Here is a 24475-nt window from a genome sequence, read left to right on the forward strand (position 1 = left end):
CCGCTACGTTCTGCTCAGATAAGCGATGAGGCCGTCCGCCGCAGCGGACGACCAGTCCGCATCTCCTGGCATGTAGCCGATGACCGTGCCCGAGCTCGAGATCGCGTAGGTGATCGGCATGCCGTAGAGCGCGAATGGCGCCTTGTTGACGTTGTCGGCATCCGAGTACGCGACGGATCCGTTGGGATCGAGAAAGATCGGCAGCGCCTTCAGATTGAGCGACTTGACGAACCGGATGACCGCGTCGCGCGGGCCCCGGTCTTCCGAAACCGCCGCGACGTGCACTCTGCCCCGCCAGGGACCACGGTACAGTTCGTCGAGCGCCGGCAACTCCATGCGGCAGGCAGCGCACCACGACGCCCAGAAATTCAGAAGGATCGGCTTGCCGCGCAGCGTAGACAAATCCGTCGTGCCGCCTTCGAGGCGGAACAGCCGCAGCGGCGGCAATTCCTGAGCGGGACGAAGGATGGTGAACTGGTAGCGTCCGGATTCGAACCTGGGAACGTCGGCTTCGATCGCGGCCGCTTCGCCCGACACGAGTCCGGCGGCCATGCCGGCCAACGCGCGCAGCAACACGTCGCGGCGCGACGGCATCCGCGGCGCGCCCGGACCTGTGCCGACGGCCTCCTGCTTCATGCGATCTCCTGTACCAACAACGCAAGCGACGATTGAGGCACGGCCGGCCGGAACGCCGTGAAAAAGAACAACGGATTGGGCAGCCAGTACAACCATCCGATCGACGGTTCGCTCGTCCCGTCCGGAAGACGCAGATCGAGCCATACGTACAAGAATTTGTAGATGCAGAGCCCAGGAATCCAGTTCGGCTTTAGCCGCGAGGTCTTCAGGTACTTCCGCGCGATGTAGTAGTTGCCTTCGAAAGGCGTGATTCCGAAGAGGCCGATCGGCCCTTCCGCGATGACCTCGCCGCTCGCTCGATGCGTGATCCGGACGTGGCGCGACATGCTTCGACTTTCCCTCCTATAGCTACGGATTGGTTCGCCGCATCCGGCGAAAGGTTACCTGTCGTTCGCGCAAAGTGTGACGTAACCATCCCGCCCCTCCCGTCGAACGGTTCAGTGACGGTCCGTCGCCGACGGACAGATGGAGGAGATGCGATGACTACAGGAAATTGGATGAAGGGACTGGGGGCGGGCTTCGTCGCCACTGTTGTCCTTTCCGCGCTCATGGTGATGAAGGCAATGATGGGCGTGATGCCCGAGCTCAATCCGATCAAGATGATTGCCGACATGCTCGGTGCACCGCCGGCGGTCGGCTGGGCGATGCACTTCATGATCGGAACGGTGCTCTGGGGCACGCTGGTCGCGTGGCTGAATCCCCACCTCCCCGGCGAGAGCCACTGGCTGAAGGGCATCGTGTTCGCCGTCGGTGCCTGGTTCGTCATGATGGCCGCGATGATGCCGATGGCCGGCGCCGGCCTCTTTGGATCCCATCTTGGGATGATGGCACCGATCATGACCCTGATGCTGCACGTCGTCTTCGGCTTCGTTCTCGGCGCCATCTATGCGCTCGAGCGGCCGGAAGATACCGGTGCCCTGCAGGGCGCTCGCACCTGAAACGCGGATCGAGTATAGCGGCGGACATGATCCTCGATTCCACCATTCGGTGCCCGAACTGCGGCAACGAGTCGACCGAGCGGATGCCGACGGACGCCTGCCAATTCTTCTACGACTGCAGGCACTGCGGCGTCCGCCTGAAGCCCAAGGAGGGCGACTGCTGCGTATTCTGCTCTTACGGAATGGTGCCGTGCCCGCCGCGCCAGGACTCCGAGGCTTGTTGCAGGCAATCCTAGCATTCCTGCTTCACGGCGGTCGAAGGCACCTGACCAAGCCCCTCAAGGAACGTTACGAAATGACATCGACGCTTCAATACGACGTGAGGGCTTGTGTCTTCGACGCCTACGGAAATCTGCACGTTGATGGGTATGCCCGTCTTAATTTGAACATGCAGCTTCATTTCATTGCGCCTGAGACATCGCAAAGAGAGAGGTGGATAAAATGAAAAAAATTTTCGTTGTCGCTGCCGCGTTGATTGCTGCTACGTCGGTGGCCTATGCCCGTGGAGGAGGATCTGGTGGTGGTGCCTCTGGGGTTTCGCCGGGTCACTCATTTCAGAGCAGCGGTCCCGTTGCTGGCACGCACGGCGCGTCTGGCTACTCTCCCGGGCATCAAATGAAGACCCAAGGATCAGTGTCCGGCCACCCGGGAGCATCGGGCTATGCACCTGGTAAGCTCAAGCACTAAAGCTGCGTGATCCATGAAGGGGCTGCCAATTAAGGTAGTCCCTTCACCGGCACGTCGCCGAAAGGAACCAAGCCGACTTCCTTCGCAAGGTGTCTTTCAGCCCCAGAACTAAACTGACACGCAATCCGCTGCATCTGCCATGAAAATGTTGCCCCTTCTCAGGCATCGCTACATAACAGTTGGATTTGCACGACTGAGGAGGGCAACTTTATGAAAATGAGAGCAACTTGGAAGACATACGTCGTTGCATCGACCGTTACGCTGCTAGTCGCGGGCACGTCCGCAACAGCCGCACCATTATCAGCGGATCATCTGTTGTCGCCTGACACTCTTGCGGTTCAGGTAAAAGGTGGACACGGACGCGTGTCATAGCGGTTGGCACGGGAATCGTGGAAAGCACCGCGGTTGGTATATCGGCCGCCATCGTGGCTGGTCGCACTCGCGGCATCGCCGCTTTTGGTAATTACATCGCTATTTTAACTTCGCCCCTGATAGAAACTCAGGGGCGATTTTGCATTAGGGGTAGCAATGTGTCCAAGCATCGGACCCTATGTAATCAATTACACTGGATTTAGGTCTCGGTTGTGAGGGGTTCCAAGATTAACCTGGAACGCCAACATCAAGATTAGCTTTAATGTAGCATTGGTACTTAAGATCCGGAAGGAGTTGCCTCTCGCGACAAGATGAGAGGCTTCTGTATCAGTTCGTAGAGAATACAACTGCGGGCTGAAGTTTCGCGACTGGGTGGAAAGAAATCAATGCGGCGACAAGACTTATCGTGAGAATCGCAATGGTGCCGACCAACGGAGTGAACCACATCATTCGGAAGGGATATGTTTGAGAGTCTGCCAATTGGCCCGCAAGCGCGCACAGGCCGAGGCCGAGACCGGTTCCAACAAGCGCACAAAATCCAACCTGAGCGCAAACGATCGATATCAATGTCTTTGATGTAGCACCCATCGCTTTCAGGACAGCGTATTGGCTGAGGCTGGCGTGAGTGAACATGTAGAGCATCACACCCACGACCCCCAAGCCGACAGTTATCGCTAGCACTAGCATTGAGACGACGTCACCGACATCCTCGGAATTGAGCAGGAACCACCAGACGATATCGGACCGGAAATCCTGTGCAGTTCTTGCGCGCAACCCCGTTGATGCCTCAATACGCATGGCAAGTTCATGAGGCAGGACATCTGATGCCGCCTTAACCAGCACAAAAGTTAGGATACGGCGCTCCGGGGGCAGAACGCGCGAGGCATTGGCAAACGTCATATAAAGAAGGGTCCGTGGCGGAAAGCGCGGCAAGGCCGATACGATTCCCTCGATCTTGACGCGATGTCCGTTCACCACGATTTCGTCGCCAGCTGCGAGCTGCCGGGTTGGGACATCAAGATGAGGACCGTCAGTCGGCCAGAGGTCGATCGGTCTCGTCGGGGTCTCCAGCTTACCCTCGGTACCCCCCGCTGCGGCAACGGCAGCATCAGGACGATGAAGCACTGACGGTGAAAGGCCCTTCTGAAGAGCGGGTGTTCCAGCCAGCGTCGCATCATCGACGCCAATAACCTGAAACACCTGGATCCGGCCGTTGCCGAACCGGACGGGCGAAGAGCCAAGCATCATCGGTGTTGCATACGACACCCCGTCAACACTACGGACCCTGTTTAGGGCAGCGTTAGGCAGGTTCACGGTTTGCTCGGGGGTAGCAACCGCCGGGTCCATGACCCAAACGTCTGCTGTCGGATTCTCCGCGATCAGCGCAAAACTGCGCGTCATGAACCCGCAGAAATAGGACGCGGCGAATGTGACCAGAAAGGCCGTGAAAGCAATGCCGAACACCAGCGCCAGATATCTGGGCCTGTCGGCGATCAGCATCCTCATGCCCAGACGCAACATTTTATCGAACCTCACCGGTAATGCGTTGGTTCGGTGATGCATCGATGAACACGTCCAATTGCTGACCTGCATAGACAGGCAGCGCGGTCGGATCAAAGCTGTAGATCACCTGCAGCACCCTTGTGTCGGTGCGCTCGATGCTCTCGCCGGTAAGGGATGCCTTGCGCACCACCAAGGGCTCCAACCGCTCGAACCTTAGCGAGGTTTTAAGGTCAGGATTTCCTCGGACGAAAGCGACTGCGGAAGCTCCTTGTTTCACCCGCCACGCTTGTTGCTCATCGACGTCCACGCGAACATGGTATCGTGCATCGCCGCCCAGGATCATCAACGGTGGGTCGAGCACACCAGTCGTTGCAAATTCGCCGTTGCGAATCTTGACCTGCATCACGAGTCCGTTCACTGGCGAGACAATAGTGTATCTTGATAGCAGTATATTGAGACGTTCGACGTCGGCCTTAGCGCGATCTAACGCAGCTTGATCAATCGCGACGATGAGACGCCGCTTCTGCAGTTCTTCGACGCTGATTGCGTCCCTATTGGCCTTCGACAGAGCCTCTCCGCGATCGAGAATATCCTTGTCCTTGGCCAGTATCGCCTCGGCTTCGCCGACATGAGCGGCTGCCGGGAGAAGTTGAGCCTTCAACTCCCGATCGTCGATCCTAAAGAGAGCATCACCCGCACGGACGTGGTTGCCTGGCTTCACAAGTACGCTGGCAACAACGCCTGACACCGGCGTTCCGATCGCGATGTTCTCTGTGCTGGCTTCGACAATGCCGGTGCCTGCCACATTCGAAGTGAAGGGTGCTTCAGCCGAGCGGGCAACCGGTGCTGAATAGACATATCGGTGTTCACCCGTGAACGTTTCGAAGGCGGCGGCAACCAAACCTACAACCGCCAATATTGGCAACACATGCTTGCCGATCATGACGTCATTTCCAGTTCGATCGCGTTATTGCGGCCGATGATGGCCCCATCTTCCATCTGCGTGACCCGGTCGGCGTAGGTCATGATGCGTGTATCGTGGGTCACGACGATCACCGCACGATCAGTCTGCCGGGCTTGGCTGCGCAATGTCTCCATCACCGTTTGTCCCATGGTTTGATCTAGCGCGCTCGTCGGTTCGTCACATACGATGAGCCTGGGGTTGTGGACGAGAGCACGGGCGATAGCGATGCGTTGCTGTTGACCTCCACTCAGCTCGTTGGGTGATGCCGAAGTGCGATCACGAAGGCCCAGTTCGTCCAAAATCTTGAAGGCCCTGCCTTCGGCCCCTTTACGTGAATGTCCGCTGATCAGAAGGGGGACGGTGACGTTGTCGAGGACCGAAACGCCCGGCAAAAGATTGAACCTCTGAAAAACGAATCCGACCGTCGTGCAGCGGAAGCTCGAGCGTTCTTGAGCGGTCATTCGGGTGAGGTCCCGCCCAAGGACTTCGCAAAGCCCGGAATCGGAATCGAGCAGAGTCGAAATCACGGAAAGCAGAGTGGTCTTCCCACATCCAGAGGGTCCCATAATCATTAGAACCTCGCCCGATTTGACGTCGAGATCGACTCCTCGCAGAGCCCGGACGGCAGCTGCACCGTCTCCAACCGTCTTCGTTAGGTGGCGACACCGCACAACTGAGGATAGAAAGCACATGGCACAGCCGTTCTACTTGTTTTGTAACAGTCGTATCATTATATTGTAGCAATGTCACAACCTAACTGGCTCCTATTGACCTACAAAGTTCCCGCAGAACCCGGTGCCAGACGCGTTGCGCTATGGCGTCGCCTGAAAGGGATGGGGGCGGTCTATCTTCAAAACGGAGTTTGCCTGCTGCCGAAAACCGATGCGCATGTCCGACAGTTGAAGATGATTGAGAACGAAGTCGCGGAGATGGGTGGCGAGGCGGTCATCCTAAAGACGGTGGCGCTCGACAAAGGGCAAGGGGAGAAAGTCGTCGACCGTTTCAACGCAGATCGGGACGACCAGTACCGTGAATTTCTTGGGCGATGCGTAGGCTTCGAAAAAGAGATTGCGAAGGAGTTTTCTATCAACAAGTTCACATATGCCGAGCTTGAAGAAGAAGATGCCGATCTCAAGAAACTCCAGGGCTGGTTCGAGAAAATCAGGAGACTCGATTTTTACGGTGCACCACTCGCTTCGGAAGCGGAGAAGAAGCTGAAAGATTGCGAAGTATTGCTTGAGAGTTATGCGCAGCGTGTCTTCGACGCTCAGGAAGAAAACCGCACCAAGGATTGAGCGTAGTGACAATCGGTCCTGCCAATTGATAAAGTTTGCGATGTAATTCGGAAGGAGAGAAGAAATAGCGCCAAGCGATCGTCCGACGGATTCTTCCTTGAGAGACGGTATTTACTAGCCACGTTCCGTCCGCAATTCATTCAATCGCCATTAATTTTGGGAAGCCTAGGTTTCCGCATCTACGATGGAGGTTTCTATGCGGAAGGTCATTCTCGCTTTCATGGGCTTTGCGGCTGTCGGCACATTCGTCATGGCTCCCGACGCCAATGCGATGCCGGCCGGGCCATCGGCGTCGGTCGCATCAACGATCGACCAGGTCCGATTGGTCTGCGACGAATGGGGGCGCTGCTGGCGACGGCCGGACTATTACCGGCCCTATGGCTACTATGGGTATGGATACGGCTATGATCGGCCATACCGTCGCTACTATCGTCCTCGCCATTACGGCGGCTATGGTTACGGTTATGGTGGCTGGCATCGCGGTTGGTACGGATACTGAGCGATAAGCCATCGCCCTTTCTTACGAAGACCACCCAATATTGATGACGTGAGGCGTGGTTTCCGACGCTTCACGCGAGAGGGAGCCTTTAGATGAAACTGCTCAGGATCTTCATCGCAGCAGCGGTCGTTACAACAGTGCTATCCGGTTGCGCGAATACCCCGCCAGAGCAGCGAACGGCGACCGGCGCTGTATTGGGCGGTGCAACCGGTGCGCTTCTCGGCAATGCTGTTGGTGGTGGTGTTGGTGGTACGCTTCTCGGTGCTGGCGCCGGCGCCCTGCTTGGAGCAGCGGTCGCCGACTCAACCAATCCTTACCGCAACGGTCCGCCGATGTGTCGCTATCGTGCACCGGACGGCAGCGTCTATATCGCGGAATGTGACGAGCGTTACTATCGAGGGCGATACTGAGCGCATATAGAGTTGAAAAAGGAATAGCGCGTCACCGCGTGATACGAATGCTGTCTATGGATCGTAAAAACCCGCCGCCGGGACAGTGGCGGCGGGTTAGTACGCGGAACACGACGGAGACAGCCATTCAGGCTGGATTAGGCTCCCATTAGATGGTGAACGGGAGGTTAAGGCGTCGCATTGTAGATGCGCTCGCGCACTGAGCCTCGCATCAAGTTCCATCACTTTTTCAGATTAGATTTTTATTGCGTCCATTGATTGCCTGATTTCCGTAATGGTGACGACAAAAACGTCTGCGATACATCCGCCTCGACAGAGGAGGCCACGATGTTTCAATTCTCGTCGGAAACAATCCAGCATCTGCGTGCGGTGCTTGACGACGCAAGTGCCGAGATCCAGGCAGATTCACCGACCAAGGCTTTGATGGCCGAACACATCTTGCGTACCGCAGCTACCGGTGTCCGTGGTTACGATAAACTCCGCGAAGCCGCGGTTGAAATTGCGCGGTGTGATGGAGTGTGATCGATTAGCTCTGCGAGGACCTTCGCGTTTAAGTTTTCTGCATCCGCCGAATTCTGCCGCTCAGTGCCACAGGAGGGCAACGTGGTGCGAATCACGCAAAGCAATAACTGGACCGAAATCGAGCTCCGGAAATTGCGTGCTTACGCTGACGGTGGATGCTCAGCTTACCACATTGCGGCAGCGCTAAATCGAAGCGTCGCGAATGTACGATCGATGGCCACTCGACGAGGAATTGCGATCCTCAATTTCAATGAGTCTGACAAGTGGCGCTCTAATGAAAAGGATGTTCGCACCTAATTATTTTTATCGAGCCTGCAGCGCATCACGATGAGTATCAAATGCCTTTCCTGGCCGATTATGTGCGCTTGAGATGTATTCTCTTTTTTCTTCCGGTGAACATCGCAACGACGAGGTTTTGGCGCTGCATAATGCTAACCACTGCGACACCCAGAATATGCACGCCTACCAAGGCAAGCAGGGCGTAAGATGACCAAGTGTGCAGCACCTGAACCCAGGCAACACCGAAAAACCTAACGGTAATCTGCATGCACCCGCTGACGCCCGAAATCAACGTCAGGCCAAGCGATGCCACAAGCATCACAGCTCCTGCGGGGTTGAGGCCGACGTAACCGCCAGTTCGCCCCCGCATGAGTCTGCGCAGAAACCGGATTGCATTGGGCAATAGAAATGTCAGCCGGCTGAGGCGCGCGGAATCGGACCCTACGAAACCCCAGATAATCCGGAATGCGACAAGACCGATTGCGACATATCCAGCCTGCCTATGCAACGAGTCGAAAACGATCGCGCTCAACCACGCCACGACAATAGACGCAGCTAACGACCAATGCACAATCCGAAGCGGCTGGTCCCAGACGTAAATATGGGACCGTGAATGATCGTCCTCTGTAGACATATCAGGGCTGTAAAATAGCTCGAACAGCTTTCCATCTTTTACGCCGTAAACTTCGTAACACGTACCTTCCACTTTGGAACGGCGCACCTCGTAGCCGGCGGCGCTGGCCTTTGCTTCCGCTTCGCTCGCAGGCTTCCACTTCGCCTTCTCGAGCTTTGTGCAATCTTTAAATCCATCGGCAAAACAAGCTCCCCCAAAGCCAGTGAAAAGCCGGCGGCCAAAGCCAAAGGCATTGCGATCTTCATAATTGCGTCTCCATGATTTAATTCGAGGAATTGTTTGCCACAGCGAGTTCTGCACGAGAGTCTGGATTTTGTTCTAGCGCGAAATCGGACTGGCGCTCTGCTGATCGGGCTGCGGCACGCGGTCCCAGTAACGACAAGCATGCTCAATAATCCCAGCAAATGACTGACTTGCGGCAATCACTTAGAATGATTTTAAATTTGAATGCCCATCGCCTTTTCACTCGATGAGCAGATGTATGCTTGACGCAGGATAACAATACTCGTCGTCTGCACAGCCCCGCTGTTTCGACTGCTGTCGCTGTCAAAGCGTACCTTGCGGGCGAGTCCGCCGCAGTTGATTAGCTAACAGCGGCGGACGGTTCATCGGATTACTTGCTCTTTTCAATTTTGGTGAGCGTAATCCCTTCGCTGCTGCGCTCCGCGGTGAAGCGAATTTTGTCCCCAGCCTTAACCTGCTTCAGCATAGACTGGTCCTTAACGCGGGAGACCGTCGTCATGCCTTCGTCCATATCGAGGCTTTTGATTGGGCCGTGCTTAAGTGTGATCTAACGTCTGGCGTCTGGTTTGCCGTGCAGCGCGCTTAACGGGCGCCGCACTGAGATCAAGTTAGAATCTGTCTAGTTTAGAGCGCTTCTCTTTGCCTGCGACACTTTGTCGTGCCACCCCATGCGCGTCTATTGGGGGATAAACATGGGAAAGAAAGGAACGCTAGTGCGCACTGCGCTGGCTGGAGGGGCGCTTCTATCCAGCATTTTGGCGCAGAGCAGCATCGCTCAAGCGGAGGATTATAGCGCTTGGCGCGATATCGAGACCAAGTACATCTTCGGCTTCACCACGGGCTCCGGCATTGGGCTGGAGGGTGAGAAGGAATTCACGGTCGATACCGTCGGCCGCTTCGGCAAACGCGAAGGTAGTTATCGGGCCAGCGAGACCAAGTACGAGTTAGAATTTACGCCGACGCAATTTATCCAGATCGAGTTCGGCATGCTGGGGGCGACCCATAACATCAACGGCGTCCCCGATCTGGACAACCTGCGGCAGGTGGCGGTCAGCGGCGGATTTGCCGAATTCCGCTATCTCGCGATCGAGCGCACGTCGAGCAATCCGCTCGCGGTGACGCTGGCGGTCGAGCCGACATTCCGCCGCATCGATGAAACCGGTGGCGAGCGGGTGCACAACTTCGAATTCGAGACCACCATCAATGCCGATCTCGAATTGGTCAAAAACAGGCTATTTGCGGGTTTCAATCTGCTCTACGAACCCGAGGTCACGCGTACCGTGCTTGGCGAGACCGCGCGTGAAGCCAAGTTCGGTGGTTCGACCGCTCTATCATGGCGAATTGCGCCGAACGTCGTGATCGGCGGCGAGGTCTGGTATCTGCGGCACTACGACAGCATTGGCCTACGGGACTTCACCGGCGACGCGGTGATGCTCGGACCTACACTCTACGTCCGCCTTGCGCCGAAGATGTTCATGACTGCGGCCTGGAACACTCAGGTCTGGGGCCGCGAGATTGGCAATCCGGTTTCACTCAATCTCGCCGAGTTTCAACGCAATCGCGCGCGACTCAAATTCGCTGTCGAATTCTGACATCCAACATCGGAGGTATCTTTCATGTCATTTGCACGCACTGTCCTTCTCGTCGCCGCTTCAGCGGCTTTCGGCATCGCCACATCTCTGCCGATTGCTCACGCCCAACAGGCCAAAAGCCTGACGGTAACTTACGCGAACGGCAAGTTTCAGCCGTCAGCCTTGCATGCGCCGGCCAACACGCCATTGGCGCTTACGGTCAAGAATCTCAATGCCAAGTCGATGGAGTTCGAGAGTGCTGCTCTGCGGGTGGAAAAAGTCATCGACGCGAAGAGCGAAGGCGTCATCAATCTGCGGCCGCTCAAACCGGGAAAGTATGACTTCTACGACGACTTTGGCGGCAAGGCGGATGGCACCCTGACCGTCGAATAACCGGCAGCGGATTACGCGAAGTAGATCCGTCACGAATCCGACTAGGCAAAGCATGGCTGCGCTGGAGTATGTAGGTTTGAGTTTACTTCCAACGATCTGTGTGCGCTGTATCTTGCGAGCGCTTTCTAACGTCTGACATCGAGAACGTCCAAGACGGGGCAATCTGGCGCCCTGCTTCCGGAACATTGTGCGATTGTTTTTGCAAGCAGTCTTTCGAGCTTTCTTAAGTCGGCGATCTTGGTGCGGATGTCATCAAGATGGTGCGCTGCGATCTTGCGCGCATCCGCGCATGACGCCTTTCCTGGCCCTCCCAAAGCGAGCAGAGCGCGGATGTCTTCGAGACCGAAACCAAGCTCGCGGCCGCGTCGGATAAAGGCGAGCATACGGGTCTCGGTTGGTCCATAGACACGGCGGCCACCTTCGGTACGAGCCGGCGGTTGTAGCATCTTGATCTTCTCGTAGTAGCGAATGGTCTCGATATTGACCCCAGTCAGTCGCGACAATTCGCCAATCGGTATTCCGTCCGATCCTCCCACTCGCGAAGCTGTGACCGAGGGCATGTTCAAAGCTCCTTGCTTCTGTAGTCACTACAGGATGCATAATATAGCCCATGAAAATTAATCAGACCGATCACATTGTCGCTAATGGGCGACGACAACGTCTAGTGGCGGCAGGCGGCCTGCTGGGCGCGCTGGTGTCGTCGTCATGTTGTATCTTGCCTCTTGCTATGTTTTGGCTCGGGGTGAGCGGAGCTTGGATTAGCAACTTCACGCAGCTTGCTCCCTACCAACCCTACTTTATAGCCGCGACGCTCGCGTTCTTGGCGTACGGCTATTGGTTGGTTTATGGAAGGCGCGCCTGCTCCGATGGAGATATCTGCGCGCGTCCTTTACCAAAGCGCATCGTCAAGGCCAGTCTCATCCTCGCAGCCCTCCTTGTGGTTGCCGCGCTCGGTCTCGATTTCATCGCTCCTCTCTTTCTCAATCCGTGATCGGAGAAATGCCCATGAATAAGGTTCTCGGTTATGCCGCCTTCGCCGTCACCATTGTCGCCGCTCCAACAGCGATGGCCGCGGAAAGGACGGTAACGTTAGCCGTAGAGAACATGTACTGCGCGGCGTGTCCCTCCATCGTCAAGGGAAGCTTGGAAGCGGTTTCCGGCGTTGCCAAGGTTGCAGTGTCCTACAGGGACAAGACGGCAACGGTTGTCTATGACGATGCCAAAGCTGATGTAAGCCAGCTGACTTCGGCGACCACCAAGGCCGGATACCCGTCGGCACCTAAGGGCGGATCGTAATGCTCCTTCAATCGACGATCACTTGTCCACACTGCTCGGTCACGAAAACGGAGACCATGCCGACCGATGCCTGTCAGTTCTTCTATGAATGCACCGGATGCGGCACGAGGCTAAAGCCAAAGTCGGGCGATTGCTGCGTGTTCTGTTCGTATGGCTCAGTGCCGTGCCCGCCCATTCAAGCTGAGCGCACCGGTGAGAGCGGCGGGGTATCCTGCTGCGCAAGTAGATAGCGGCACTGACACTGATATGCGCGACTAGCTGCGCCGCGCGACCACCACTCGCGACACATCCTCTATATTCCCAGGGTGGAGTCCACGTCCGGCAATCCGGGAAGAGAAAAGGCCAAATTATCTTGGTCGCAGTTGAGCCTGGGGTGATAGAGCTTCGATGATGCGGCAATCGGCAACTGTGCCGCAGCGGCATTGATCGATCATGCTGTCCAGCTCCCGACGCAACGCGCGCAAGTCAGCGATCTTTCGATCGACCTCGGCTCGATGCTCTTTGGCAATGGCATCGACGGCACCGCAAGACAGGTCGCGCTGGTCGGCCAAATCGAGCAATGCGCGAACTTGGTCGAGCGAAAATCCAAGGTCTCGCGAGCGTCGTATGAAGCTGAGGCGATTCAGGTGCTCTGCACCGTATGCTCGATAATTGCTGGCCGTCCGGCCTGGCGCGGCAAGCAGACCGATCCGCTCGTAATAGCGGATGGTCTCGACTTTGGTGTCAGTTCTGCGCCCCAGCTCGCCAATCGCCAGGAAGTCGTTTGTCATGGCCTTGACCCTATAGTTACTACAGGGTCCATATGAGTGGTCATGTCGAACTTGTCGAGGTGATCCCAATGGCAGCCGCCATTTCGTTGAAGCTGCGCGTCGAAGGCATGGACTGCGGCGCCTGTGCCGTGAAAATTGAGAACGCGATGAAGCGGCTACCAGGCGTCAGCGACATCGACGTCAACTATAGCTTGCAGTCCCTTTCCCTGGTGGTCGACGAAGACCGCACCTCTCGGCATGCGATCGAGGCCAAGATCAAGGCGCTCGGATATGCACCTGTCGATCCATCCGGATCAATCGCCTCTTCGCTCCACGACGATAATCGTGACGTGACGGAAAGCGCATGGTGGTCGTCGTCTAAAGGACGGTTAGTGATCGGCACCGGCGTCTTGCTAATGCTCGCTTTCGCGATCTCCGATGTCGAGCCCACTTGGTCAAATAGGGCCTATACGGCCGCGGCGCTGATTGGCCTGCTCCCGATTGGTCGGCGTGCGTTCGCCGGCGCGGCGTCAGGCACCCCATTCAGCATTGAGATGCTGATGTCGATCGCTGCGATCGGCGCCGTCGCGATCGGCGCAGCGGAAGAAGCTGCTGTTGTTGTGTTTCTGTTTGCGGTCGGCGAATTGCTGGAAGGTGTCGCAGCTGGCCGGGCGCGTGCTGGCATCAAGGCGTTGATAGACTTGGTCCCGCGCACGGCGCTTCGCCAAAGCGGCTCGAGCGTGGAGACGGTGCCGGTTGAAGATATTCTCGTCGGTGACACCGTGATCATCCGTCCCGGGGACCGTGCCCCCTCGGATGGAACCGTGATCGAGGGTATATCGGAGGTCAATGAGGCACCCGTCACCGGCGAATCTGTACCGGTCGGCAAGGAGCCAGGGTCAAAAATTTACGCTGGCAGCATCAATGCTAATGGCGAGTTACGCGTCGAGATCACTCGAACGGCGGCCGACAACACGATTGCCCGCATCATCCACATGGTCGAGGAAGCGCAAGGCTCAAAGGCACCGACAGCTCGTTTTATCGATCGCTTCAGTCGCTGGTACACGCCAATAGCAATGACCCTGTCGGCGCTCGTCGTCCTCGTCCCCCCACTGCTGATTGGCGCCGATTGGTTCACTTGGATCTATCGCGGGTTGGCGGTGCTTCTAATCGCGTGTCCCTGTGCATTGGTCATCTCAACCCCAGCCGCAATCGCGTCGGGGCTGGCAAGCGGCGCCCGACGCGGCCTCCTCGTCAAAGGTGGTGCGGCCTTGGAAACACTCGGCAAGATCAAAACCGTTGCCTTTGACAAAACCGGCACGCTGACCAGCGGACACCCGCTGGTCACAGACATTGTCGTGATCGCGGGCACCGAGGCCGAGATGCTGGCGAAAGCCGCCGCCGTCGAGCGCGGCTCTAGTCATCCGCTTGGAGCGGCCATCGTCGCCGAGACGGAAAGGCGAGGCCTCAATATTCCGCAGGCATTTGGCGGTGGGATCGCGACGCCCGGCAAGGCGGTCACCGCCCGCCTCAAGTCTGGTTTCGTCTCTGTGGGGTCGCCTCGCCACGCAGCCGAGCAGAGCGACATATCAGACGAGATCAAGAAGCGGATCGAAGCGCTGGAGAGCCAAGGCAAGACAGTCGTTGTGGTCAGCGAGGGCAAGCATCTCCTCGGACTGGTCGCATTGCGCGACGAGCCACGCCCTGACGCCTCTGATGGCCTTGCGAAGCTGCGCGCACTTGGTGTTCACGCGATTATGCTGACGGGTGACAATGCTCGCACCGCCGCTGCGATCGGCAGCGCACTCGGCCTTGAGGCCAGAGCAGAACTATTGCCGGACGCTAAGCTTGCCGCAATCGCGGCCTATAAGAGCGACGGCCCAATCGCCATGGTCGGCGACGGCATCAATGATGCACCTGCGCTTGCCGCATCCTCGGTCGGTATCGCCATGGGAGGAGGGACCGACGTTGCTTTGGAGACCTCGGACGCGGCTCTCCTGAAAAACCGTGTCGCCGGCGTTGCCGAGTTGATTGCGTTATCGCGCGCGACGCTCTCCAATATTTGGCAGAACATCGCACTTGCGCTCGGTCTGAAGAGTGTTTTTCTCGTCACCACGCTTTTCGGCGTAACGCCGCTCTGGATGGCTATATTGGCCGATACCGGTGCGACCGTATTGGTGACCGCAAACGCGCTACGGCTGTTGCGCTTCGAATTCAAATCGTAAGCAGGATAACGGCAACGTTTGACGTCATTGCTAAGTTTCGCGTGCGGATGCTTGTACGATCAAGCGATTTTCGGCTCGAATGTGCTCTCTAAAGATACCAAGGAAGCCATCTCTAGCATTTCCGCTGGATGAATTTTCCTATCTCATCAGGATCAGCAAAGATTACGGCCGCTCGGTCGCCAAGCATTCCTGGGGCATAATCGCCGAGGGTCCTTCTCCGGACCGTTATTGCTCGTGTCCGTCATGAAGCGAAGGTTGCCTTCGCGGGTCAGCACGGGACATGGTAATAGCAATTCCGTGATGAACAGAAGCGTTAGCAGGTCTGCTATGGTAAGCCGTGAGTATCCTTAAAACATAAACGCTGGTTTATGTTTTACGCTAATCCATATCTTACGTTAAATGTCCGATGGACCCCAGCTTGCATCCGCATCGGGCGCGGCATTCTCCGTAGACCACCGGGCCGCGTCACGCGCGCCATCTCATTGGCGACATCAAATGGCTTTGGCGCAAACATAGCTCCAAAGATGCTCACGACGAGATCAAAAGTTTGATCTTTCAGTTCGTGTAGATTGGATGCATCGCCTTCCTGAAACTTGCAATTCGTGAGGCCATGCTCCTGTGCACGCTTGTTACCAGCCTCAACAAGGTTCTTGGCGATATCGACTCCCAAAACGTCCGCTCCAAGTTTCGCTTCCGGTAATGCCATCGTTCCATCGCCGCATCCGAGATCCAAAACCTTGAGCCCTTTAGTGATTCCCAGGCTCTTGACGAGCGCCTCTCCGCTTTCTCTCATGCTCTCTGCAATGCGGGTGAAGTCGCCCTTTTCCCAAAGTGCCTTGTTCGGATTCATTGGAGTACTCCTTCCAGAGTTGTGTAGAGCAATTCGCGCTTCGAGGCAGAACGAACTTCAAGTCCCCACCAAAAACGGTGTTCAGGCCACGGCCTCGATTGGTAGACCGGCGGCCTTCCATTCGGGATAACCATCCTCCAGCCGACGCACGAGATAGCCTCGCGCGCGGAGCGACGCGACCGCCTCGAACGAGAGGACGCAGTAAGGACCGCGGCAATAGGCGATGACCTCGCGCTCTGCGGAGAGCTCACCCAAGCGGTCCTTCAGTTCGCTCAGCGGGATATTGATAGCGCCGGGCAGATGCCCCAATGCGAACTCGTCTTCGGGCCGCACGTCCAGAACCGTGACAAGGCCATCGCGCAGCCGGGAGATCAATTCCGTTCTCGAAACAGCCTCCAGTGCGTCGCGAGCATGGAAGTAGTCGGTCATGACACGGCTGACACCGGCCACGTTCCGCTCGCCCACACGTCCGAGCGCCCGCACCAGTTCAATGACTTCCGCATCGCCGGCAAGCCGATAGAACACGTTCTTTCCGCGACGCTCGGTATCGACCAGACGCGCGCGCCGAAGGATCTGCAGGTGGCGCGACGTGTTGGCAAAACTCAGGTTGGACCGCGCGGAAAGCTCCTCAACGCTGCGCATCCCTTGGGCGACGTGCTCCAGCAGCTCCAACCGGTTCGCGTGGCCGAGCGCCTGGGCCACTTCGGCCAGGCCGGCAAAAATCGCTTGTTTCGGTCCGGCGCTTGACACGGCTTGCCCTCAGTGAAACATTCAGCAGAATGATTGAATGTTTACCTCAACGAGTACGGGAGCGCAAGCCATGATCATCCGCCAATTCCTGCACCAAGAGCCCGTTGGCATCTCCTACCTGTTCGGCTGCGGTGGCCGCGCGGCCGGTGCCGTTGTTGATCCGGTTGGCAAGATCGCGCCCTACTTGCGGGTCGCCGAGGCCACCGGCATGCGCATCCATTTTGTCATCGACACCCACGTTCATGCTGACCATCTCTCTGCGGGCCGGCGGCTCAGCGGAAAGCCATCGTCCACCATCGGTTTCGAGAAGCGACACAACGAGGCGCTCGGAATCGGATACGAAGACGAGTTCATTCGCTTCATGCTTGCTGATATTCCGCCGGCGCCACCCGAGGCAGCCGCACTGCGGGCCGCGAATTCCGGTGCGACGGCCGCGGCCACCTGACCGTGAGCGAAGCACGGAGTCTACCGTCAACAGTGTCGGGTGTCAGGCTCGGGCTCAAGGAAAACTGGCGGCAGTTCGCGCTGCTCGTCCTGATCAATGCCTTTGTCGGCGGCATGGTTGGGATCGAGCGAACGGTCGTGCCGCTGATTGGGTCGGAAGAGTTCGGCATTGCCTCAACGACGATTGTCGTATCCTTCATCGTCAGCTTTGGCGTCATCAAAGCCCTTGCCAACCTCGTCTCGGGCCAACTTGCCGATGCCTGGGGTCGCAAGCGTGTCCTCATCCTCGGTTGGCTGGTCGGCCTGCCCGTCCCTTTCATGATCATATGGGCCCCAAGCTGGGGCTGGATCATTGCGGCCAATGCGCTGCTCGGCATCAATCAGGGACTCGCCTGGTCGATGACGGTGATTATGAAAGTCGATCTGGTCGGGCCGAGGTCGCGCGGCCTTGCGGTCGGGCTAAACGAGTTCGCCGGCTATCTCGCCGTAGGCGCCACGGCATTCCTCACCGGCTATCTCGCCTCCCTATACGGCCTTCGCCCCGTGCCTATCTATCTCGGTGTCGGCTATGCGATCCTGGGGGCGTTGCTGTCTATCGCGCTCGTCCGCGACACAAGAGATCACGTCCGTCTTGAAGCGGCTGGGTCTTCGAAGCAAGCAACCCCGATGAGCTTCCGGGAAATCTTCGTGCTTACCTCGTTCGGCGACCGTAATCTCTTCGCGGCGTCGCAAGCAGGTCTCGTCAACAACCTCAACGACGGCATGAGCTGGGGTATCTTCCCGTTGTTCTTCGTGTCGTTCGGCCTGGGCGTCGAGCGCATCGGCATTCTGAAGGCGGTCTATCCTGCAACATGGGGAATCCTGCAGGTCGCCACCGGCCCACTCAGCGACCGTTGGGGCCGCAAGGGCCTGATCGTCGCGGGCATGTGGATCCAGGCGGGGGGCCTGTTCCTCACGGCCGCGACACGTCAGTTCGAATGGTGGCTTGTGGGGAGTCTTCTTCTCGGCCTCGGCACGGCGATGGTCTACCCGAGCCTGATTGCAGCCGTCTCCGACGCCTCGCATCCCTCCTGGCGTGCGCGCTCGCTCAGTGTCTATCGGTTCTGGCGCGATCTCGGTTACGCGATCGGCGCGCTCTCCGCGGGCATTATAGCCGACATTTTTGGAATGGCTTGGGCGATCGGGTCGATTGCAGCGCTGACTTTTCTTTCGGGAGCAGTGGTCGCGCTGGTGATGGGCGAGAAACACCAGACACAAAACCCTGATGGAGTTCTGCCGTGAGCACCCTCTTCATTCTCAACGATCCGCCCTACGGTACCGAGCGTCTCTACAACGGCCTGCGGCTGGCGCACGCGCTCGCCAAAAAGGACCCGCAGGAGGGCGTGACCGTATTCCTCATGGCTGACGCGATCGCATCCGCCAGGGCGGGCCAGAAAACGCCTGATGGGTTCTACAATATCGAACGGATGCTGAAGCGCGTGCTCACCGGCAACGGCAAGGTGCTGTTGTGCGGTACTTGCATGGATGCGCGCGGCCTCGACGAAGCGGCCTTCATGCCGGGCGCGCGCCGGAGCACCATGGATGAACTTGCCGCAGAAACGGCGACGGCTGACAAGGTTCTGGTGTTTTGACGATGCAGCATATCTATCTCGACCACAACGCAAGTACGCCAATCGATCCGGCAGTCGCCGCCGCGATGATACCGTTTCTTGCGGATGGCTTCGGCAACCCGTCGAGCGGACATTGGGCGGCTGCGCCTGCGAAGGCCGCTCTTGAAAAGACGCGCGGTCAAATCGCGGCTCTACTCGGCTGCGCGATGGATGAAGTGGTCTTCACCAGCGGCGGAAGCGAGGCCAACAATCTTGCGCTCAAAGGCGTTTACTTTGCACGGCGCGACGTTGGCGATCACATCATCACCACCCGAGTCGAACACCCTGCGATTACCGCTCCCTGCCAATTTCTTGAACGCTTGGGTGCGCGGATAACCTACCTGCCTGTCGATGGATTCGGCCGCATCGATCCTGATGATCTGATTCAGGCCATCACGCCGCGCACTGTTCTTGTCAGCATCATGCACGCCAACAACGAGGTCGGCACCATTCAGCCGATCGAGGAATGGGCGCGTATCGCCCGCGAGCACGGCATCCTCTTTCATTCCAACGCTGCTCAATCGGTTGGCAAAATCGCACGCGACGTGAATGGGCTCGGCGTCGATCTGCTTTCGATTGCCGGACACAAGCTCTATGCGCCCAAGGGCGTCGGCGTTCTGTTCGTACGTCGCGGCGTCCGGCTTGAGCCGCTCCTTCACGGGGCCGGACACGAGAGCGGGCGGCGCGCTGGCACCGAGAGCGCATTGCTGGCGGCCGGTCTCGGCAAGGCCTGCGAATTGGCGCACGATCTCTCGTCGATGGATCGCGTGCGTGCCTTGCGCGACTACCTCTGGCACGAACTTCAGGAACGTTTCGGCAATCGCATCGCGCTCAACGGACATCCTGGGCATCGGCTACCGAATACGCTCAATGTTTCCTTCATTGGGCGCGTCGGTGCCGAGATACTGGAACGGTTGGACGGCGTCGCCGCCTCGACAGGTTCGGCGTGCCATTCGGGGCGAGTCGAACTATCACTGGTTCTCGAGGCAATGGGCGTCGCGCCCGAAGTGGGTATGGGAGCTATCCGCTTCAGTCTCGGTCGCGGGACGACACGCGAGGAAATTGCCTCGGTTGGGGAGCGCCTTAGTGCAATCCTCTGATCCGCATCCGTTCCGCAGTCGCTGGCGTCATCGGGTCACCTGTAAAGCCGCTGCTGCAACGCGTCAGGAATCGGACAAGAGTCTCCTGCGGTCCTCATACTCTGCCCGATCAATTTCGCCGCGTGCAAAGCGGTGCTTAAGGGTGTCGAGCGGAGTGTTGCGTTCTTTCGGGTCGGGTTGCCATCCAAGGCCAAACGCGCGCAATGCCCATGCGATAATCAGCACCGTCAGGACGACTAGGGCGATCATCATGATCGGGCCGAAAATCATGCCATACCAATGCGTCGGAGAACCGTCCCACCAACCATACATCATGGCTTTGCTCCGTATTGGGCGGACTGTTGAATGACATACATAGACCTTGATTTGGCTTAGCCCTTTGACTTGCATCAAGGTCGGTCAGATAGGCACCTGGGAGGCCATCCAATCACGCCGGCCACACTCGGCACCGCTCAAACAACCATGTAGCTCTGCAACCGAAATGCCGGGAGTACCCATTGCGTAAACCGCAATTTATAGCCGAACAAGGACGCAAACCGTCTGGCCTGCTGGGCCAGATCGTTGCACGTGTCATGGCAAAGGAAACCGCCGACGAAAACGGCTTCGCTCTGGAACTGTTGCAGCCTCGGCCCGAGGACGCAGTGTTGGAGATTGGGTGCGGACACGGGGAAACCCTCGCAAAGTGTGCCAAAATTATCTCTCGCGGGTCTCTTTGTGGAATAGACTTCTCACCGGTAATGCACCGTCATGCAAAGCGCCGACATCGGCGGTTGGTTGCAGAGAAACGAATTGAATTTCATTTCGGAAGTAACGATTGGCTGCCCTTCGATGACCAGTCGTTCGACAAGGTCTTCGCGGTCCATACAATCTATTTCTGGAAAACACCGCTCGATCATCTCGCCGAGGCCCACCGCGTGTTGAAACCGGAAGGTCGGTTCGTTCTAGGTTTTCGTCCAGCGGAAGATGCGGGGTTCCGGGCGACCTATCCCAGCGAGATCTACTATATCAGACCCGAAGCCGAGGTTGCTAAACTGACTAGAGACGCCGGCTTCGAAGCGGGTGACCTCAAAAGGCACGTACGCGGGAAATTGCAATTCAGTTTCGTCATCGGAACGCGCGCGCAAGACAAATCGGCCTGAGAGCATTCATGCCTTCCATCCTGGACAACAAGAACACTTCAGCGCCATCCGTTTTTCTCCCGGGCGCCTTGTTGCGCGAGGCCCGTCGACAAAGGGGACTGCCGACCGCCGATGTCCCTGCAATCTGCATTCTCGACCCCGACGGCGATATGGTTCGGCGGCTGCGGGAGAGCTGTGAGGCTCAACCTTTCAAACCGTGGGCCTGTTACCACACGCAGCTCGATACGTTCACCATCGGCGGCCAAACGGTCGGCCTTGTCGGATGCGCGGTCGGCGCACCGTTCGCCGTGCTTGTCGCCGAGCAGCTTTTCGCGAGCGGTTGCCGCTTGCTGATCAGCGTTACGTCGGCCGGACAAATTACAGCGAGCACGTCGCCCCCCTATTTCGTCATCATCGACCGTGCGCTGAGGGATGAGGGAACGAGCTATCATTATACGGCGCCCGCTGAATACGCTGAGGCCGAGCCGCGTCTGGTAAGAAGAGCAGTAGATGCGCTCGATCAAATAACGCAACACGTACTTGTCGGAGCGACGTGGACGACGGATGCGCCATTTCGGGAAACGGCCGACGCGATTGGCTTGGCCAAGTCGAAAGGTGTACTGGCCGTCGAAATGGAGGCCGCCGCGCTGTATGCCTTTGCTGCTTCGGCCAAGGCCGCGGTGCTCTGCCTTGCCCACGTCACCAATACGATGGGACAGGCTGGTGACGATTTTGAAAAGGGGGAAGCCGACGGCACGAAGGATGCGTTAGCCGTGCTTGGCAGTTTAGTTTCCGAACTCTCCCGTGACATGTAGACGCCGAGAACACCAAGAATGACCCTCCTCACTTCGACTATCACTTGTCCGCAATGCAGCCATAAGTCGACGGAAACGATGCGGACAGATGCGTGCCAGTTTTTCTATGACTGCAAAGGATGCGGTACGCGTCTCAGACCCAAATCCGGCGATTGCTGCGTCTTCTGCTCCTATGGCGACGTGCCATGTCCGCCCATTCAAGAAAATCCCGACAGTTGTTCTGCTTGCGCTTAGATTACAGGCCGGTCTTGGGCGCCACACCGGCTGGGCTTTGGCGAAAAAGCGCAATAGCCGATGAACTCATAACCTCCTTCAGATCGGGAGTCACGAACCCCTCAATCTCAGCATCGCGCGAAATAGCATCAAGATGCACAGGTGTGAGTTATGCAAATTTCTTCCTTCTTCTGCATTTCTATTCAAGATTGATGTATTATTTTGCATAGATTTGCAGAAGTCGAAGTGAGTCCCTATGTGAATTATGATGTAACAGGGGTCGTCCAGGTGCTGTCGAGCAAGCAAATCGAGGCTGGTGCCAAAGCGATTGCCGAGGACATGATGCTTCCCGGCGGCGGTCGAAAGAAGCTGGCGCGGGTTGTTAGAGACCATCTTGATTGGTTCGATGCCGTGGAAGCCCGCGGCCTGACGTGGGGCAACATGTCCCGGCTGCTGCTTGCCGCAGGCGCGCACGGCAGTGACGGCCGCGCAATCCCGGTCGGGACGCTCTCGTCAACCGTATGGCGCAAGCGGTCGGACGCCGCATCGCCAGTCTCCCCGGCGTCCAGCAAAATTCGAAGTACCGGTCGGCCCTCGCCTCGAATGGGCCAAGCGGAGCGTACCCACGTTATTCCGAGCAAGCCGACGAACCACGTCGGCGACCAGAACTCGGTAGCGCGAACCAAAAGCCAGCGCGCGTCAAAGGCAAAGCAGCGAACCGCGCAACCAGTAAAGCCGGCGTCTCGGACTGCGCCGAGCGATACGACGACGTCGAAAGCTCAGACGCTTGCCTTCATGAAGCGGGCGGCATCTATCAGACGCGGCGGATCCGATTGAAAGCGGACGCTCCGTCAGACTTCGCCATTAATTCCAGTAACCCAGCCGGTGCACGGCGGAGGCACGCATAGCCGGCAGTACCGCCAAGGCAGTGATCAGTTAGCGTGCCGTTCGATCAAAGAGGGCGGCTAGATCGATCCCAAGCGCAGATGCCAACCGGTCCAGCGATTCCAGCGTGGGATTTGCGGTTCCAACCTCGATCGCGCTAATGAGCGCCTGCCGAAGACCTGCCTCGGCCGCGAGGTCATCCTGCGACAGCGCCCGTTCGAGTCTCAGCCGCCGCAGATTGCGGGCCAGAACCCTTTTGGCCGATAGAATTTCCCGCTTCGCCATTCATCAGGATGAACCATCCTGACGACTATCCCGCCACACGCTATAACGTTTAATAAACGCTTTGGCGTATAGAGAAATAACTGCGCGGGTTCGAGTGGTATGCGATCGCCGGAAGCCATCAGGGCGCAGCGCGGAGACCTATGCGGTCAGAATCCTCGTCGATTCGTCGCAGACGATGGTCAGGTCGGGAATAAATTAGGCGCGTTGACGGAGCTCACCGGATACCGGTGAGCCAATCGACCGCCTTTTGGGCCAATGCAGCTGCAGTAAAGATCGCGCGCTTATCTGATTTGAGCACAGCCAGCCAGTTGCCAAGGTAAGCGGCGTGGTCGGGTCGCGGCTCGAGCGTGATGGAGAGATCGGCACAGAGGAACGCGGCACCGATTTCTGCAACCAGTTCCTCGCGCGCATAGGCGTGTCCGCCAAAGCGCTTGCCAAGATCGCGGTCGCAACGATGCGAGGGCGACGTCCAGTGAACCAGTTCGTGTAGTACTGTCGCGTAGTAGCCTTCGGCGGCGCTCGCCGTAGGTGTGTCGATGAATTGCCCATAAGGCGGCATTTCGATGCGATCGGCGGACGGAATATAGCAGGCGCGGTTGCCCCTATGCACGATGGTCGCCCCGGTCGCGGCGATGAAGGCGTCGGCGCGCTCGATCCGAGTCGACACGGACTCTGTGATCGCAGACGGCTGAGCCGGTGTCGGCGCCGGCAGGCCATCGATCTGATCGGTGTTGAAGACAGTGTAGGCACGCAGCATGGGAATGCGCGTCACCGTCTCGTCGCCGGTCACGGCATCATCTTCAGCCCGTTCGATGGTTTTGGCGTAGACCACGGTTGCGCCGCGCTCGCCTTTGCGAACCTGTGCGCCGAGGGCTTGGGCCTGGCGGTAGGTCATCCACGTCGAAGACATGTAGCCGTGCTCTATCACCTCGGACCAGAGAATAAGAACATTGATGCCGCGATAGGGTGTGCCGTCGTGGCGAAGCGGCCGGATTGAATCTAAGTCTTTGGACGTTGTGGTCCAGGGCTTGGTCCACGAGCGGGTGCCCTGCTCCAGATCACGGATGATGGTATCGGTGACGCGCTGATAAATGTCGGCGCGCGGGTTCGCACCGAGATGCTTGCTCATCGGTGACGCCTTCGATGTGAG

Annotated in this window: 33 protein-coding genes and 2 pseudogenes; 20 read left to right on the forward strand and 15 right to left on the reverse strand. The window is 57.9% G+C overall.

The window, feature by feature from the left end; translation table 11 throughout:
* Nucleotides 1-3: 3 nt before the first annotated feature.
* Both AFIDRAFT_RS03685 and AFIDRAFT_RS03690 read right to left on the reverse strand, forming a co-directional pair.
* Entirely contained in the window at nt 4-636 is a 633-nt protein-coding gene (locus AFIDRAFT_RS03685; RefSeq protein ID WP_009337749.1) for a TlpA disulfide reductase family protein, read from the reverse strand.
* Nucleotides 633-962 carry a hypothetical protein gene (locus AFIDRAFT_RS03690; RefSeq protein ID WP_009337750.1) on the reverse strand — a complete coding sequence of 110 codons (330 nt, stop codon included), beginning with the start codon at nt 960-962 and terminating at the stop codon, nt 633-635. Before AFIDRAFT_RS03690 ends, AFIDRAFT_RS03685 begins: the two co-directional genes overlap by 4 nt.
* A 153-nt stretch (nt 963-1115) precedes the next feature.
* Between AFIDRAFT_RS03690 and AFIDRAFT_RS03695 the strand changes: the two genes are divergently transcribed.
* Both AFIDRAFT_RS03695 and AFIDRAFT_RS20115 read left to right on the forward strand, forming a co-directional pair.
* Nucleotides 1116-1574 (forward strand): DUF6789 family protein, encoded by a 459-nt coding sequence (locus tag AFIDRAFT_RS03695; protein WP_009337751.1) that lies wholly within the window; start codon nt 1116-1118, stop codon nt 1572-1574.
* Nucleotides 1575-1600: 26 nt separating this feature from the next.
* The gene (locus tag AFIDRAFT_RS20115) at nt 1601-1810 is read left to right on the forward strand and encodes a GDCCVxC domain-containing (seleno)protein (protein WP_083801613.1); all 210 of its coding nucleotides are present in this window, start codon (nt 1601-1603) and stop codon (nt 1808-1810) included.
* A 1150-nt stretch (nt 1811-2960) separates the two neighbouring features.
* Here AFIDRAFT_RS20115 and AFIDRAFT_RS03705 read toward each other — a convergent pair.
* The 3 genes from AFIDRAFT_RS03705 to AFIDRAFT_RS03715 are packed head-to-tail and all read right to left on the reverse strand — an operon-like array spanning nt 2961 to nt 5792.
* Nucleotides 2961-4154, reverse strand: coding sequence for an FtsX-like permease family protein (locus AFIDRAFT_RS03705; RefSeq protein WP_009337753.1), 1194 nt, complete (start codon nt 4152-4154; stop codon nt 2961-2963).
* 1 nt (nt 4155) lies between these two features.
* Nucleotides 4156-5079 (reverse strand): efflux RND transporter periplasmic adaptor subunit, encoded by a 924-nt coding sequence (locus tag AFIDRAFT_RS03710; protein WP_009337754.1) that lies wholly within the window; start codon nt 5077-5079, stop codon nt 4156-4158.
* Nucleotides 5076-5792, reverse strand: coding sequence for an ABC transporter ATP-binding protein (locus tag AFIDRAFT_RS03715; RefSeq protein ID WP_040297779.1), 717 nt, complete (start codon nt 5790-5792; stop codon nt 5076-5078). Before AFIDRAFT_RS03715 ends, AFIDRAFT_RS03710 begins: the two co-directional genes overlap by 4 nt.
* 51 nt (nt 5793-5843) lie before the next feature.
* Between AFIDRAFT_RS03715 and AFIDRAFT_RS03720 the strand changes: the two genes are divergently transcribed.
* From AFIDRAFT_RS03720 to AFIDRAFT_RS03730, 4 genes are all read left to right on the forward strand, one after another.
* Nucleotides 5844-6395, forward strand: a complete 552-nt coding sequence (locus AFIDRAFT_RS03720) for a Chromate resistance protein ChrB (RefSeq protein WP_009337756.1) — start codon at nt 5844-5846, stop codon at nt 6393-6395.
* Between the two features lie 196 nt (nt 6396-6591).
* The gene (locus AFIDRAFT_RS03725; RefSeq protein ID WP_009337757.1) at nt 6592-6894 is read left to right on the forward strand and encodes a hypothetical protein; all 303 of its coding nucleotides are present in this window, start codon (nt 6592-6594) and stop codon (nt 6892-6894) included.
* Nucleotides 6895-6986: 92 nt separating this feature from the next.
* Nucleotides 6987-7304 (forward strand): YMGG-like glycine zipper-containing protein, encoded by a 318-nt coding sequence (locus AFIDRAFT_RS19245; RefSeq protein ID WP_009337758.1) that lies wholly within the window; start codon nt 6987-6989, stop codon nt 7302-7304.
* A 327-nt stretch (nt 7305-7631) separates the two neighbouring features.
* Nucleotides 7632-7826, forward strand: coding sequence for a hypothetical protein (locus AFIDRAFT_RS03730; RefSeq protein WP_009337759.1), 195 nt, complete (start codon nt 7632-7634; stop codon nt 7824-7826).
* 355 nt (nt 7827-8181) lie between these two features.
* Here the strand turns inward: AFIDRAFT_RS03730 and AFIDRAFT_RS03735 are convergent, their stop codons facing one another.
* From AFIDRAFT_RS03735 to AFIDRAFT_RS03740, 3 genes and pseudogenes are all read right to left on the reverse strand, one after another.
* Entirely contained in the window at nt 8182-8739 is a 558-nt protein-coding gene (locus tag AFIDRAFT_RS03735; protein ID WP_040298034.1) for a cytochrome b/b6 domain-containing protein, read from the reverse strand.
* Nucleotides 8740-8940: pseudogene (locus AFIDRAFT_RS19955) on the reverse strand (PepSY domain-containing protein); the annotation flags it as partial. It abuts the gene before it with no gap.
* A gap of 412 nt (nt 8941-9352) precedes the next feature.
* A pseudogene (locus AFIDRAFT_RS03740) lies at nt 9353-9529 on the reverse strand (copper-binding protein); the annotation flags it as partial.
* A 145-nt stretch (nt 9530-9674) separates the two neighbouring features.
* On the opposite strand from AFIDRAFT_RS03740, the gene AFIDRAFT_RS03745 reads away from it, so the two are divergent.
* Both AFIDRAFT_RS03745 and AFIDRAFT_RS03750 read left to right on the forward strand, forming a co-directional pair.
* Nucleotides 9675-10574: a DUF6662 family protein gene (locus tag AFIDRAFT_RS03745; RefSeq protein ID WP_156786839.1), complete on the forward strand. Its 900-nt coding sequence runs from the start codon at nt 9675-9677 to the stop codon at nt 10572-10574.
* 24 nt (nt 10575-10598) lie between these two features.
* Nucleotides 10599-10946, forward strand: a complete 348-nt coding sequence (locus tag AFIDRAFT_RS03750) for a cupredoxin domain-containing protein (protein ID WP_009337763.1) — start codon at nt 10599-10601, stop codon at nt 10944-10946.
* 125 nt (nt 10947-11071) lie between these two features.
* On the opposite strand, the gene AFIDRAFT_RS03755 is transcribed toward AFIDRAFT_RS03750, so the two are convergent.
* Nucleotides 11072-11506: a MerR family transcriptional regulator gene (locus tag AFIDRAFT_RS03755; RefSeq protein ID WP_009337764.1), complete on the reverse strand. Its 435-nt coding sequence runs from the start codon at nt 11504-11506 to the stop codon at nt 11072-11074.
* Between the two features lie 50 nt (nt 11507-11556).
* On the opposite strand from AFIDRAFT_RS03755, the gene AFIDRAFT_RS03760 reads away from it, so the two are divergent.
* From AFIDRAFT_RS03760 to AFIDRAFT_RS20120, 3 genes are read left to right on the forward strand one after another with little or no spacing between them, the layout of a single operon-like run.
* Entirely contained in the window at nt 11557-11937 is a 381-nt protein-coding gene (locus AFIDRAFT_RS03760) for a mercuric transporter MerT family protein (protein WP_009337765.1), read from the forward strand.
* Nucleotides 11938-11951: 14 nt separating this feature from the next.
* Complete coding sequence (locus AFIDRAFT_RS03765; protein WP_009337766.1) at nt 11952-12242, forward strand: cation transporter; 291 nt, start codon at nt 11952-11954, stop codon at nt 12240-12242.
* Nucleotides 12242-12472 carry a GDCCVxC domain-containing (seleno)protein gene (locus tag AFIDRAFT_RS20120; protein ID WP_083801616.1) on the forward strand — a complete coding sequence of 77 codons (231 nt, stop codon included), beginning with the start codon at nt 12242-12244 and terminating at the stop codon, nt 12470-12472. The genes AFIDRAFT_RS03765 and AFIDRAFT_RS20120 overlap by 1 nt, the downstream gene beginning before the upstream one ends.
* Before the next feature lie 117 nt (nt 12473-12589).
* Here the strand turns inward: AFIDRAFT_RS20120 and AFIDRAFT_RS19260 are convergent, their stop codons facing one another.
* Nucleotides 12590-13012, reverse strand: a complete 423-nt coding sequence (locus AFIDRAFT_RS19260; RefSeq protein ID WP_009337767.1) for a MerR family transcriptional regulator — start codon at nt 13010-13012, stop codon at nt 12590-12592.
* A 68-nt stretch (nt 13013-13080) separates the two neighbouring features.
* On the opposite strand from AFIDRAFT_RS19260, the gene AFIDRAFT_RS03775 reads away from it, so the two are divergent.
* On the forward strand, nt 13081-15216 hold the full coding sequence (locus tag AFIDRAFT_RS03775) for a heavy metal translocating P-type ATPase (protein ID WP_009337768.1): 2136 nt from the start codon (nt 13081-13083) through the stop codon (nt 15214-15216).
* A 373-nt stretch (nt 15217-15589) separates the two neighbouring features.
* Here the strand turns inward: AFIDRAFT_RS03775 and AFIDRAFT_RS03780 are convergent, their stop codons facing one another.
* Nucleotides 15590-16066, reverse strand: a complete 477-nt coding sequence (locus tag AFIDRAFT_RS03780) for a class I SAM-dependent methyltransferase (RefSeq protein ID WP_009337769.1) — start codon at nt 16064-16066, stop codon at nt 15590-15592.
* Nucleotides 16067-16147: 81 nt separating this feature from the next.
* Nucleotides 16148-16816 (reverse strand): ArsR/SmtB family transcription factor, encoded by a 669-nt coding sequence (locus AFIDRAFT_RS03785; RefSeq protein WP_009337770.1) that lies wholly within the window; start codon nt 16814-16816, stop codon nt 16148-16150.
* A gap of 70 nt (nt 16817-16886) precedes the next feature.
* Here AFIDRAFT_RS03785 and AFIDRAFT_RS03790 point away from each other — a divergent pair, with 70 nt between their 5' ends.
* Genes AFIDRAFT_RS03790 through AFIDRAFT_RS03805 form a run of 4 tightly spaced genes read left to right on the forward strand, consistent with a single transcriptional unit; the run spans nt 16887 to nt 20009 of the window.
* Entirely contained in the window at nt 16887-17261 is a 375-nt protein-coding gene (locus AFIDRAFT_RS03790; RefSeq protein ID WP_009337771.1) for an MBL fold metallo-hydrolase, read from the forward strand.
* 32 nt (nt 17262-17293) lie between these two features.
* Entirely contained in the window at nt 17294-18541 is a 1248-nt protein-coding gene (locus AFIDRAFT_RS03795; RefSeq protein WP_009337772.1) for an MFS transporter, read from the forward strand.
* Entirely contained in the window at nt 18538-18891 is a 354-nt protein-coding gene (locus AFIDRAFT_RS03800) for a DsrE/DsrF/TusD sulfur relay family protein (protein ID WP_009337773.1), read from the forward strand. Before AFIDRAFT_RS03795 ends, AFIDRAFT_RS03800 begins: the two co-directional genes overlap by 4 nt.
* A gap of 2 nt (nt 18892-18893) precedes the next feature.
* Nucleotides 18894-20009, forward strand: coding sequence for a cysteine desulfurase family protein (locus tag AFIDRAFT_RS03805; protein WP_009337774.1), 1116 nt, complete (start codon nt 18894-18896; stop codon nt 20007-20009).
* A gap of 63 nt (nt 20010-20072) precedes the next feature.
* Here the strand turns inward: AFIDRAFT_RS03805 and AFIDRAFT_RS03810 are convergent, their stop codons facing one another.
* Nucleotides 20073-20324 carry an SHOCT domain-containing protein gene (locus AFIDRAFT_RS03810; RefSeq protein WP_009337775.1) on the reverse strand — a complete coding sequence of 84 codons (252 nt, stop codon included), beginning with the start codon at nt 20322-20324 and terminating at the stop codon, nt 20073-20075.
* A 182-nt stretch (nt 20325-20506) separates the two neighbouring features.
* Here AFIDRAFT_RS03810 and AFIDRAFT_RS03815 point away from each other — a divergent pair, with 182 nt between their 5' ends.
* The 4 genes from AFIDRAFT_RS03815 to AFIDRAFT_RS03825 all read left to right on the forward strand — a co-directional run bounded on the left by AFIDRAFT_RS03815 (nt 20507) and on the right by AFIDRAFT_RS03825 (nt 22992).
* Nucleotides 20507-21148 (forward strand): class I SAM-dependent methyltransferase, encoded by a 642-nt coding sequence (locus tag AFIDRAFT_RS03815; RefSeq protein WP_009337776.1) that lies wholly within the window; start codon nt 20507-20509, stop codon nt 21146-21148.
* Between the two features lie 8 nt (nt 21149-21156).
* The gene (locus AFIDRAFT_RS03820) at nt 21157-21942 is read left to right on the forward strand and encodes a nucleoside phosphorylase (RefSeq protein ID WP_009337777.1); all 786 of its coding nucleotides are present in this window, start codon (nt 21157-21159) and stop codon (nt 21940-21942) included.
* Between the two features lie 18 nt (nt 21943-21960).
* Complete coding sequence (locus AFIDRAFT_RS20125) at nt 21961-22176, forward strand: GDCCVxC domain-containing (seleno)protein (RefSeq protein WP_083801618.1); 216 nt, start codon at nt 21961-21963, stop codon at nt 22174-22176.
* A gap of 237 nt (nt 22177-22413) precedes the next feature.
* Nucleotides 22414-22992, forward strand: a complete 579-nt coding sequence (locus tag AFIDRAFT_RS03825) for a hypothetical protein (protein WP_040297783.1) — start codon at nt 22414-22416, stop codon at nt 22990-22992.
* A 99-nt stretch (nt 22993-23091) separates the two neighbouring features.
* Here AFIDRAFT_RS03825 and AFIDRAFT_RS03830 read toward each other — a convergent pair whose 3' ends face one another.
* The gene (locus AFIDRAFT_RS03830) at nt 23092-23325 is read right to left on the reverse strand and encodes a helix-turn-helix domain-containing protein (RefSeq protein ID WP_040297785.1); all 234 of its coding nucleotides are present in this window, start codon (nt 23323-23325) and stop codon (nt 23092-23094) included.
* A 214-nt stretch (nt 23326-23539) separates the two neighbouring features.
* Entirely contained in the window at nt 23540-24454 is a 915-nt protein-coding gene (locus AFIDRAFT_RS03835) for an ArdC family protein (protein WP_009337778.1), read from the reverse strand.
* Nucleotides 24455-24475: the final 21 nt, after the last annotated feature.

It is taken from the genome of Afipia sp. 1NLS2, assembly GCF_000178995.1.
Taxonomy (GTDB): domain Bacteria; phylum Pseudomonadota; class Alphaproteobacteria; order Rhizobiales; family Xanthobacteraceae; genus Afipia.